Raw genomic sequence first — 11,292 nt, 5'->3', positions numbered from 1 at the left:
GTAGGTTACTTTTAGTTTGCAGTTAACAACATTATACTTGCAGTTGGCAGGTTTATGTTTGCAGTTGATAGTTATATCAGCGCAGTTAATAACATTATACTTGCAGTTGGTAGGTTTTATGCTTGCAGTTCAATGCGCTGGCGCACGCGTGTCGCGTGTGAAATAAATTTAAGATGCATCAGTATCAAATGCACACGCGGCACGCGTGCGCCAGCGAGAGGTTTAAATTCTAAAGGACAATAATTTAACTGCTTATATCTGCCGTCGCTTTATTGTCCTTCCCGTAATAGAATCTTAAAATAAACGCAAGTTTTAATCCAATCTGCTCGGAATATCGATATCAAAACTTTCTCCATCTGTTCCTAAAACAAAATAACTGCGAGTTAAATTGTAATTGAGTTCATCGAGTTTTGCATCGAAAGGATAAGCTTTTAAGGCTCCTTGAACTCTTTGCATTAAATGTTTAAGTTCAGTTATTTTATCAGTTCTATCTTCTATCCACTTCTTGAGAAACTCAAATCTGCCTTTGCAATAAATATGATATATATATGGGTTATCTCTACCATGATCTGCGAAAAGCTTATTTGCTATTTCATCAGCAATATTTTTATATTCAATCGCTTTTTGGAAATCAGTTTCAATATTGGCTTTCTTATAGTACAATGTTGCCATGGCATTTTGTATGTGTTGATTATTTCCATTTAATGATTCCGCTTGACCCAGATAGTTTTGAGCTAAGTCAACATTGCCTTTGGAACCCTCTAATTCTAAGCAACCGTACTGAAGCCAATATTGAAAATCATCGTTAAAGAATTCTGATACGGAATCATAGACCTCGCGTGCATGATCAATATCTCTATGAAATCTATTATAAAGACTAGAATGATTTATCAAAGCTTTGTATAATTTAAACTTTCGACTTGCAAAGTTGATATTTTTTAACTCTGGGGCTAAAATTGATAAAACTCTGATGTAAGCATCTTTAAGAGTATCGAGATTTGAACAGATTTTTATGATATGCTCGGCCAATAATCGATGTCTTATCATAAATTTTTCTCCATTACCTACCCACATAATTGTGCCATGTAATGTGCTTTCCAAATAATCTAGGGCAGTTGCTGGAGAATCCTTAGAAAAACCGACAAAATCTTGCCGAGAATTTGTGTAACCAATTTCAGTATTTAAGGCGACACACACACATAGAATTTGAGCTTCGTGTGGTTCGATTTTATCATATTCGTCTGCAATAATGTCCTCAAACAAACGTCCACTCGTAACCTCTTTTAGGGCAATAAGAATTTGTTTTCTTGCAGTATGTTTAAACGCATTAAATCGATTCAGAGTAGTATAACCTTTGATTACCCCAAGTAGATTATTAGAATCTAGTTTGTCAATTAGATCATGTATTTCCTGATCATCTAAATCAGGTAGTAACAAACTTTTGTAATCTAGTTCATCTTGCATAATCCGTGTTACCTTTTTATAGGTATTCATTCGACTACCAAGTATTAACACTGGCGGATTATCTAATTGGTTCAGATTAGTAATTAATTTTGGCAATAATCCTATTACATTCTCTGCATTGTCAATTATGAGAACTGTTTTAGATTTAATTATTTGTAGAGCATTAAATATTTGATTAATATTTGGAATGTAGTCTGTATAGGAAAGAAATATAGTGTGTCCCTCTTGCGATAACCTTAACCCCAATCTCTTTAAAATCGTTGATTTCCCAGAGCCTGCTGTGCCTAGCAGATTGATTATTTTTATTGCTTTATTCTCGTTATTCTTTAAATAATTATTAACCTCGATAAAAATACCTTCTGTTATTGTGCGAGGAATATCGAGGTCTTTAAAAATATCGTTCCAAATTGGCGTGGCCCCCAAAAGAAAAGCAGATCTAACATTTTTTACCTCATAATCCACTGGCACTCTTTCAAATCCCGAAGCGAATGCAGTTAACGATTCTTTCTCCGCAGATGTAAGATCAGGAATACTCAACATCTGCACTAGTTTTGGAAATGTTATCCTTAATATGTCCTCTTTTGACGGTAACCTATCTGATATTTGTGTAAGCCATTTCAAAAAATCCTCTGTATATCCTTTAATGTAATGAACATTATATCTATCACGAAAGTTCATCTGTTTAACTGCACCAAGTGATGGCGAAATCAAATACGATTTTGGTCTTCGCTCTTTTACTTTCATTCGAGCTTCTCTAGCTTCAAGATAACTTTCGAAAATAGGTTCGTTCAAGTCTGTACCAACAAAAATTGTTGTTTTAACTGCATAATCGTAAACAAATTGAGCATACAATGGTTGATGAGCGAGTGATGCTTTCGCGTATTGTGAATTCGAAAAGATTAAATTCTCCGGATCTTCTGGTAATTTGCCATTTAAATGTATTATCTGAGTTTTTCCTAACGACTGATCTCTTTCTTTAAATTCATGTACTGGATATTGTAAAGTATCGACTTGCTTATTTACTCTTTTGTAGATTCTGTCTAAAACATCATCAATATTTAGGGTATATATTTTGTACCAATACGGCACTGCTACACTATCATAAAATTCTGGTATCCCTGTTGGTGAAGATAATAGTTGCTTTTCCAGAAAATCCTTTTTTTCGGCTTTCTTCCGTGGACAAGTTACAAAAGCTTGGTACATTTCAGTTAAAGAAGTTCCGTCGTAGTCTCCATCAAAACCTATAAAATCCCAAATTGCTTTAGAAAGGTTGGCACCAGTAGGAAAATTATTATCTAACCGATTCTTAACATTAAAAGAAAAACCTGAACCTAAGAAAAGTACAACATCATTTCTAGATAAGAGCCTAATTAGCCTCTTTTCATCATCTTTATCGAACATGCGTTAATGTATTTATATCAAATATAATCGTTTATCTCATCTAATAAAACAAATGATTTCGCTTGTTGCTTTTTAAAGGCAAAGCTGACAAAGGTGTGAAAATAAGTTGTAGAGCAAAATTAGTTATTTCAGTTTGAAAATAGTTTCAAATTATTTTGAATTTGTTGACAGTAAAGTCAAAAAAAACGTTATTAAAGCTCCGAACACAGCACTAATAACCATTAATATTAGTGCATCTGAATTGCGCTTAAAAAAACCGTGCTCATGCTTTCTAACGAGAACAACTCGAAAATTTATCCGTCTGTTGGCAAATGATATTATCCACACACAAAGAAATGTGATAGCAAAATAAAGAAACCAATTATTGCGTATCTGAACATTTCCCGTAGGTTGTATGTACAACCAGCACATGATGAGTAGCCATGTAAGTGTACCCCAAAATTGAGGATTTAAAATCCTGTAATGTACAGGTACCTTACCTAATAGATAATCTTTCAATTCATGTGCAAATGAAAACAAATCATCAGAACCATAAGCTGTTAATGAAACCTTTCTCGGTTCTAGAATGATATCCAATGATGAAAACATAGTAGATTCTAGTTTTCCTTTTAACTCAACTTTATTCGGCGTTTTGCCCTTATTAGCTATTAGCTCTTCTAGATTTTCATAAACGTAATCGTTATCCGATATCTTCAAAGAGACTGATTTTTGATGACATTTTAAAATGATGTAATCTATATCTTCTTTGAAAATCTGTGTTCCCTTAATTATGTAAACAAATGTCTCCTGCCTTTTTTGAATCATATTAATTTTGATAGCGTTAAATACCAAATATAATTACTATTAAGTTGTCGACAAGAAAAATATATCATGAGTGCTATATATGATTTGCTGTCCCATGCGCTGGCGCACGCGTGTCGCGTGTGAAATAAATATAAGATGTACCAGTATCAAATGCACACGCGGCACGCGTGCCGCCAGCGAGGGGCTAGTCTAAAAATTAAGACTTGCGCTAGTAATTTTATTCAGTGAATTTATTAATCTTGATTAGTTTTCCTCCAATAGCACCAAACTGTATTTCATCACCAAAATATCCCATAAACGGCGACATTAAAACTAATGCACAGTATCTATCATTGTTGTCAAACGTAATATATTCATTAAACCTGAAATCTATTAAATAGAATTCACCTTCCTTTATTGATTTTGCAGTCTGTTCATCAGTAATGGCATAAATACTCATCTCAACCTTACTCAGTACCCCTATGTCATAATATTTTGAAGTTAGCAAATGCTCAAGATCTAAAATGTATTTATCGCCACACTTCTCAACTCTATTTAATTTAAATGGCAAATCTTTTAGAACACCTTTTTTGATGGCTTTCTTGAAATCTTTCTTCAAGGTTTCATTCAATTCATCTTTGATAACTGTATTAGTATTGTAGCCATTAAATTTATTTTGGATTGAATCTAAGTAGCGTTCTATATTCAGAGTGCGCGTTTGCTTTTGAACTGTTGAAGAACTTCCGCAAGATATAAATAAGCAGCTTATAGCTATTAGTAATGGGTTTTTTATTGATTTCATGTATCGTAAGGCTTTTAATTAAATTATGGCAATAAGTGTTTAGGTAGATCTTTAGACTATTTACAATAGGGTATCGCAAAACTAGATACCTTGTCAAGCATATCATCGCTAAGTTTATATTTCTTCTGCAAATTATGATAGGACAGTTCATCTAGTCGATCAATCATTGCGGCTTGTGTTGTGAAAGAATCTGTTTGACTGGCCAATTGGATAAGCGCCGCACCTGTCTGTCCATAGCTCATCAATAAAACCCCTGCTTTAGCAATTCTTTCATTTTAATCTTTGGTATTACATCTTTCAAAATCTCATTATAACGAGGGTTAGTCTTGGGGTTTAGAGGTGATAATTGGAGCAAGTTCTTTTTTTAATTTTTCAAATTCCTCTTTACTCATCATATCAATTTCCATTAATTCTTTCGCTTCTTTTAATTTCGCAATAGCCTCATCTCTAGTCATTTTTCTGTTTTTCAGTAAAACTTCACCAGACTCAATAGCTAACTCTGTATCCATTACACTTAAATATTTATTTATGCCAAAAGCTCTACCATTTATTTCACCTAAAACCATAACGACGTACAAAGGTTTATTTTTACTGCCCCTATGATATGTTATTATTTCATTGACAATTACAGAAGTATTTTTTAAACTATTATCTGCCATACTCTGCGCATTTCCATTCATAGCAGCCATAATACTTCCAAACCCAGCAGGTCTACCCATTTGTAAGAATTCGTAAGTTTTTTTAGAAGTACTTCTTGATTGGGCTACACCTCCTCTTGCTTTGGTGCCATAACTGCCTGAGTAAGTCCTGGTGTTCATTTCTTCAGAAGTAGGCGTTCCTAATATTAAAGTGTCACCCATCTTTACACTATTCTTACTAACCGTTATATACTCTTTTACTTTAGCACCATTTTTAATTGAACTAAAAAAATTAATGTCTTGGGTATTGGCGTATGTCAATAAATCAATATTTTCTTGGGCATAGATATTGACGCTTGACAATAGAACAATTAAAAAGGTAAATGTTTTTTTCATAATCGTTATTTAATAGAATTGGTTTGTTTATTTTTCTTACAACTAAAATATAAGGGCTATACTGTAGCGCATAGTGGCCCAGAACTGGGCAGATTGGCGAACGAGAGTAGCGTATTTATAGATTAGAGTTAAAAGTATGTAAAAAATTCTATATAGCATCAAATTGACTCACACATCTAGCGCAAGTTTTAGTGGCCCTGCCAGAGTATAGGCCTGACTTGTGCTTGATAAATCCGTCAATTAAATCTCTGCTAAGCACAAGTCATCTAGCCCACTAGCTTAAACGCTAAGACTTGCGCTAGTAACGAGTATAGGATATTTTTAATGGAGTGTTCTGGAGAAGTTTGCCCTCAAAAAGTTATTTCCTATGCCATTGAGGGGGCAATTTTTATCGATTTTAGTGAAATTCAGTCCACTTGAGTCAAAGTCTTTATTGGCATCTTGTCAGTTACAATAATTTTGCTAATTCTTCTGGTGAAATTGTCTGAAAGTTATAATCATTTCTAAGCCACGTTAAGTTTTGTTGACTCAAAACTGATTTACTGCCTGCCCCTTTTGCTTGATCTCTCGTACAAAAAAAATCACAGTTTAATGCAACTGAAATTGCGACTGAATCACCATCTGCCCATTCTGCTGCAGCTTTTGCTATTTTATTCCTGTCTGTTTCAGGAGAACTTTTCAAGCCCTTCATCCAATTCTGATTTCCATATTGTTCTCCAATATTTTTGATTTGTGTCATTCCTGCTTCTGCATCTTCAATTTTCCTAACAACTTCAAATACTTTGTCTAAATATTGTGAAAGATTAGAGTCATGCTGCTTATACCGTACAGCATCAACTTCATTATTTACAAGCCCCCCAATTCTAGGAAGACGAGTGATCTTAAATCCTAATCTTATTGCTTCATCAAAATATTTCTTAAGAATTGGTCTCTCATCGAAGTCAATTGAATCTTTTTCATTTGGTCCAATATTGAAATCTAATGAAATAGAATTTCCATTTGCTTTTTCTTTAATTACAATTTTGGGCTTGGTTGAGGAAAAGAAGTCTTGTCTCTCAATCTTCTTAATCGCTTCTATAGTAAATATTGTCTCAGATAAAAAGGGTTCTATTGTCTTGTCAATAATTGCATGATTAATCTTTTCAAAATCACTTAGAGATGTTTCTGTTGGGAAATCTTGAGGTATTGTTACAATTTGCCAAACGTTTGAGTCAAAAATTATTTTCATTTTTTTGGTGTAAAATTTTATTATGCCACTGTCGTAGACTTGCAGACAACTCCTAAATATACGAAACTATCAATTCTAATAAGCGTTGCTAATGTGAGCAATTTCACTTGATTTTAATAGATTCTACTAAGTAGCCTTTTTTCGCCACTTCTAGCGCAAGTCTTAGCGTGCCTGGCCAAAGTAGATGCCAGACTTGTGCTTAAAAATCCGTCAATTAAATCTCTGGTAAGCGCAAGTCATTCAGCCCACTAGCGTAAACGCTAAGACTTGCGTTAGTAATGGATGGTGGCAGTAGGTATTTAGCTTTCCATTGTCATATAGTCCAGTTGTCCGTTCTCATCAGTATTTATTACTACCAAATAATTTGTTATATCTTTTCCAATTGAGTAGTCAAAAATGGCGAAGTTATCTTCATTATCAGGATAAAGACCAACTCTAACTAATTTCAATTTCGACAAAAGTTGCTGTTCAGGTTCTGTTATCGTGTCGTCAAAGTTTACAAGCTTTGTAAGCTCTTCTTTATCAAGTTCCTCAAGATGGTGTTCTAAGTAAAATTTTACGGTGTCGCCATCTTCGTCATTATAGTCATTGAGAATATATGTCTTATTCAGCTTGTCAAATTTTTCTAATTTTTCAATGAAATTTTTTACTTTGTCCAGTATTAATGTGTCAACCGTCTGGTGTTCAAAGTTAAGGTCTACTTGAATTTCATTTCCATTTAATTCAATATCAACATCATAATATTCTTCTAAATTTTCTGTCTGTAAGTTTCCGAAATATGGTAAAGCGTATTCTGCCATTTTTGTTGTTAATTTATATCCACAAGATATTAATTTTCATTGAAAATGATATTCCGAAAAACTAATCAATTTTTAATATTTTGAAAACTCATTCTTACCAGCCTATTTCCTAATCCGTTCTGTTTTGTTAGTTTTGAGCCTTAAATAAAGAATAAGATGAACCATTGGTTAGTAAAATCAGAGCCTTTTAAATACAGTTGGGAAAAATTTAATGAAGATGGTCGTACCTTCTGGGATGGTGTGCGTAATTACCAGGCCCGTAATAACCTGAAAGCCATGAAAGAAGGCGATCTGGTGCTTTTTTACCACAGTAACGAAGGGAAAAACGTGGTGGGTATTGCTAAAGTGGTGAGGGAGTTTTATCAGGACCCAACTACTGATGATGCCAACTGGGTAGTGGTTGATTTATCGCCTGTAGAAAGCCTGAAAAACCCGGTTTCGCTGGAGCAGATCAAGGCTGAGCCAAGTTTAACAGATATTTCATTGGTTAGACAAGGACGTTTATCGGTAATGCCATTAAAAGCAGAAGAATTTGATAAAATTCTGGAAATGGGGGCGTAGTTTGAAGTCCTTAGTCTGTAGTCCAAAGTCTTTACTCGGAAGTTTGGAGTCTATTGAACGGGGGGGTATAGTTTGGAGTGGATTAACCGGTTTAAACAACTGACGATATAATCTGTCTATATAGATCTCTCCATTTCGCTGCGCTACAGTCGAGATGACGATCAGCACAATGAACCAAATGAACTACTGAACCAATTTATACAATTAACCAAATAACCGCTCTCCAATGAAAATTTTCTTTTTATCGCTCTGTTTCTTTGTGGCTAATCTGTTTCTTAGCGAAACCAAGGCGCAGGAATTTATTAATTACCAAGTAAAAGTAGTTTCAGATTCTTTACCTGTTGTAAAAGGTACTTTGGAGAAAATTTCTCCTGAAGGTGTTGCTGTGAATGATGGTTATGGGAATTACATCATGCTTCGTGCTAAAAATATCATCAGCATCCGCTTAAAGAAAAAAGGCATCAATACAGGTAAAGGATTTCTGATCGGGACGCTTGCTGGCGCAGCAATTGGTTCTTTGGCATTTACAGATAACAACAATGGATCTGGCAACGAACAACTTGCAGCATTTTTGGCCGCTACAACTTTAGGGGCAGCAGTAGGCACAACTTATGGCCTTATAGCCGAACTTAAGGCTAAAAAAATGTTTTTGAAGATCAATAAAGATGAAAAATTGTTTGCCACTGAGTATAAAAAATTGGAGATATACGCTAAAGCTTACTATATTGATAGACCTTAGGCGCCAAGCGTTTGGCGTTTGGAGTGGATTAATCGATTTAAACAATTAATCATTAATTAATGAAGTTGGTATACGCGAGAAATTGTCATCCTGAGGAGTAATTGTTTCATAAAATCAATATAAAAGACAAATCTTTTTGGCAAAATAGTAGGCTGCGTGAGATCGTCATTCCCAACTCGATTGGGAACCACGGAGTGCTCATGAATGCCTTTAAAACAAGTGAAACTTATGAATAATCGTAATGCAAGCGCTTTAAGATTCCCGCATGCGCGGCAATGACGACCGTGCTAATGGATTCTGTCTATGGTAGGGTTAATTAATGCGGTCGCTACTAGCGATAGTTGTAAGATTGCTTCCCCGAAAATCGGGGCAGGCTGTCGGCTGAAAAAGCCTTCTCGCAATGACGTTTCCTCTCAAAAATCACTGCAATAAAAATTATCTGTCATTTGTGTTTATTTTTAAGCTCTCACCGTGACAGAAATGTTAAATATTAAAATATTGTATTAAATTTAACTGTCTCTTAATACCTCAACATGAAAACTTTCTATTTTACCCTCATCTTTTTCTTTTCTCTAAGCTTAGCAAAGGCTCAAAGCGTTAAACCTTACATCGCTATTCTGAAAACCCAAAATGAAAAATACAAAGGGATTTTATATAAACTTGATTCGGTAAATGTGATTCTGAATCATGATGGCGAATTTATTACCGTTCCCATCAATGAAATTAAAACCGCACAGATCCGTACGGTTAAAAAAGGTTATAAAGGAATGAGTTTTATTAAAATCGGTGAAGATAGGGCAGAAGAGTATAAAATGAATGCAGCTGGTAAAATGGTTGATAAATGGGGTAAGGAAGAGCCGGGTTTGAGGGAAGACGCGGCAGCCACCGTATTTTCTGTGGTTTTTACCGCAATGGCAAATGCTGTTGCATTGCCCATCCATGCCATTAATCCGAACCTTGCACGGTTTAATTTTAATAAGATAGATAAAAATAAGTTTAACGAACTCGGTTATTACTCCATTTATTACCAGGCCAATCCAAATGTGCTGGCCGAATTACACCAGCTGAAATCTATTTCTTCTACGTTTAATCCTTAGCGCTAGGGGAGTCCGAAGTCCTTAGTCTGAAGTCTATAGTCGATAAACCTATTTTAGTCCGAAGTTGTTAATCTATGGCTTCAGGCTATCAACCATGAACTATCAACCAATAAACCATTAACCAGCTTATACGATTAACCCAATCAACTAATGACTAATGACCAATGAACCAGTGAACTAATGAACCACACTATTTCTCTTACTCAACGTAATCCCCAGCGTCATTACAATACTCGAGCCCAATACCACGAGGAATAAAAACGGCGTACCCACTTCCTGTATTTTTAGTGAGGCGGGCAGGTTGAAATAAAGTAAAATACTGATCAGTCCGCGGGGGGCGATGTATAAAATCGGGCCTAAAGTATCCTTTTTAAATATTTTAAGGAAGAGCATCCTGATGAGGTATATCGTGATCAGAATGAAAAAGCCATTGGCCAATACAATCTTATTGTTCAGTTCGCCGATGTTCATGGTAAAACCGAAGATCACGAAGAAGAAAGTCCGCAGGATAAAGGCACTTTCTGCCGATAACTGATAAAGCTGCGATAAATCGGCCGTTAAATTCTTGTATAGAAAAATACTCCTGAACCAAACGTTCTGGATGGTATCGGCATTGTTCAGGAATAAACCTGTGCTCAGGATCAGCACCAGCGAAGAGAGGTGGTAAGATTGACCAATGGCATAAACCAGGATGAGTATGGCTATAATCAGGAAAAATTTGATGTGGTGTACCAACCGGCCCATAATGTACAACAATACCACACAGGCAATGGCCGATAGTAAAAGGATGAGAAAGGTACTTAAACCCAGGCCGATAAATGCGGAGGTAGTAACCGAATGGTTGGTAATGGTGAAATTAAAAATGATGATTCCCAGGATATCAGAGAAGGAGGATTCGTAGATCACAAACTCTTTATCTTTATTGTTTAAAGCTGCGGCCGATGGAATGGCAATGGCCGAACTGATTACACTGAAAGGGATGGCATTGGCAATACAGGTATATAAATCGTGGTGCGAAATCTGGTAAATAATGGTGGTAATTACGCTGGTGGTACCGAGTAAAATACTTAAGGCCGAAAAAAAAGCACTTTTAATGATCTTATTTTTATGCTGATCATATTTAAGTTCGAGCGAGCCCTCAAAAACAATCAAAATTAGGCCTACAGTACCCAATGTGGGCAAAATAGATAGGAAATTGAAGGTTTGTATCTTTAGGTTATCGACCAGTAAACGTAAACCAATACCTAAAAGGAGTAACAATAAAACCGATGGTATTTTGGTTTTACTCGCCACTAAATCAAACAGATAAGAGAATATTACTAATCCGCTTAAAATAATAAGAATGGTATAAGTTGTCATATTTTTCAGCGTAAGGTAGACCGC

Annotated in this window: 10 protein-coding genes; 3 read left to right on the top strand and 7 right to left on the bottom strand. The window is 35.3% G+C overall.

The features are described from left to right. Nucleotides 1-312 precede the first annotated feature (312 nt). The 6 genes from IM793_RS12220 to IM793_RS12195 all read right to left on the bottom strand — a co-directional run bounded on the left by IM793_RS12220 (nucleotide 313) and on the right by IM793_RS12195 (nucleotide 7,512). Complete coding sequence (locus IM793_RS12220; protein ID WP_193421674.1) at nucleotides 313-2,865, bottom strand: SIR2 family protein; 2,553 nt, start codon at nucleotides 2,863-2,865, stop codon at nucleotides 313-315. Between the two features lie 150 nt (nucleotides 2,866-3,015). Next, on the bottom strand, nucleotides 3,016-3,669 hold the full coding sequence (locus IM793_RS12215) for a hypothetical protein (protein WP_193421672.1): 654 nt from the start codon (nucleotides 3,667-3,669) through the stop codon (nucleotides 3,016-3,018). Nucleotides 3,670-3,886: 217 nt separating this feature from the next. Beyond that, nucleotides 3,887-4,450 (bottom strand): hypothetical protein, encoded by a 564-nt coding sequence (locus IM793_RS12210; protein ID WP_193421671.1) that lies wholly within the window; start codon nucleotides 4,448-4,450, stop codon nucleotides 3,887-3,889. A 320-nt stretch (nucleotides 4,451-4,770) separates the two neighbouring features. Beyond that, nucleotides 4,771-5,484, bottom strand: coding sequence for a hypothetical protein (locus tag IM793_RS12205; protein ID WP_193421668.1), 714 nt, complete (start codon nucleotides 5,482-5,484; stop codon nucleotides 4,771-4,773). A 448-nt stretch (nucleotides 5,485-5,932) separates the two neighbouring features. Then, nucleotides 5,933-6,712: a hypothetical protein gene (locus IM793_RS12200; protein ID WP_193421666.1), complete on the bottom strand. Its 780-nt coding sequence runs from the start codon at nucleotides 6,710-6,712 to the stop codon at nucleotides 5,933-5,935. 299 nt (nucleotides 6,713-7,011) lie between these two features. Continuing rightward, nucleotides 7,012-7,512, bottom strand: coding sequence for a DUF2004 domain-containing protein (locus tag IM793_RS12195; protein WP_193421664.1), 501 nt, complete (start codon nucleotides 7,510-7,512; stop codon nucleotides 7,012-7,014). 156 nt (nucleotides 7,513-7,668) lie between these two features. On the opposite strand from IM793_RS12195, the gene IM793_RS12190 reads away from it, so the two are divergent. The 3 genes from IM793_RS12190 to IM793_RS12180 all read left to right on the top strand — a co-directional run bounded on the left by IM793_RS12190 (nucleotide 7,669) and on the right by IM793_RS12180 (nucleotide 9,909). After that, nucleotides 7,669-8,073 carry an EVE domain-containing protein gene (locus IM793_RS12190; RefSeq protein ID WP_193421662.1) on the top strand — a complete coding sequence of 135 codons (405 nt, stop codon included), beginning with the start codon at nucleotides 7,669-7,671 and terminating at the stop codon, nucleotides 8,071-8,073. Between the two features lie 226 nt (nucleotides 8,074-8,299). Beyond that, on the top strand, nucleotides 8,300-8,812 hold the full coding sequence (locus IM793_RS12185) for a hypothetical protein (protein WP_193421660.1): 513 nt from the start codon (nucleotides 8,300-8,302) through the stop codon (nucleotides 8,810-8,812). 533 nt (nucleotides 8,813-9,345) lie between these two features. After that, nucleotides 9,346-9,909 (top strand): hypothetical protein, encoded by a 564-nt coding sequence (locus IM793_RS12180; RefSeq protein WP_193421658.1) that lies wholly within the window; start codon nucleotides 9,346-9,348, stop codon nucleotides 9,907-9,909. A gap of 177 nt (nucleotides 9,910-10,086) precedes the next feature. On the opposite strand, the gene IM793_RS12175 is transcribed toward IM793_RS12180, so the two are convergent. After that, complete coding sequence (locus tag IM793_RS12175) at nucleotides 10,087-11,268, bottom strand: cation:proton antiporter (protein WP_193421656.1); 1,182 nt, start codon at nucleotides 11,266-11,268, stop codon at nucleotides 10,087-10,089. Between the last annotated feature and the right edge of the window lie 24 nt (nucleotides 11,269-11,292).

This window comes from Pedobacter sp. MR2016-19 (assembly GCF_014947265.1).
In the GTDB taxonomy this organism is placed as follows: Bacteria; Bacteroidota; Bacteroidia; order Sphingobacteriales; family Sphingobacteriaceae; genus Pedobacter.
This window is presented reverse-complemented; position numbering and strand designations above follow the sequence as displayed.

What these genes read in the sequence shown, in the direction of transcription:
- IM793_RS12220 (WP_193421674.1), bottom strand. Translation starts at nt 2,865, where the DNA reads ATGTTCGATAAAGATGATGAAAAGAGGCTAATTAGGCTCTTATCTAGA.
- IM793_RS12215 (WP_193421672.1), bottom strand. Translation starts at nt 3,669, where the DNA reads ATGATTCAAAAAAGGCAGGAGACATTTGTTTACATAATTAAGGGAACA.
- IM793_RS12210 (WP_193421671.1), bottom strand. Translation starts at nt 4,450, where the DNA reads ATGAAATCAATAAAAAACCCATTACTAATAGCTATAAGCTGCTTATTT.
- IM793_RS12205 (WP_193421668.1), bottom strand. Translation starts at nt 5,484, where the DNA reads ATGAAAAAAACATTTACCTTTTTAATTGTTCTATTGTCAAGCGTCAAT.
- IM793_RS12200 (WP_193421666.1), bottom strand. Translation starts at nt 6,712, where the DNA reads ATGAAAATAATTTTTGACTCAAACGTTTGGCAAATTGTAACAATACCT.
- IM793_RS12195 (WP_193421664.1), bottom strand. Translation starts at nt 7,512, where the DNA reads ATGGCAGAATACGCTTTACCATATTTCGGAAACTTACAGACAGAAAAT.
- IM793_RS12190 (WP_193421662.1), top strand. Translation starts at nt 7,669, where the DNA reads ATGAACCATTGGTTAGTAAAATCAGAGCCTTTTAAATACAGTTGGGAA.
- IM793_RS12185 (WP_193421660.1), top strand. Translation starts at nt 8,300, where the DNA reads ATGAAAATTTTCTTTTTATCGCTCTGTTTCTTTGTGGCTAATCTGTTT.
- IM793_RS12180 (WP_193421658.1), top strand. Translation starts at nt 9,346, where the DNA reads ATGAAAACTTTCTATTTTACCCTCATCTTTTTCTTTTCTCTAAGCTTA.
- IM793_RS12175 (WP_193421656.1), bottom strand. Translation starts at nt 11,268, where the DNA reads ATGACAACTTATACCATTCTTATTATTTTAAGCGGATTAGTAATATTC.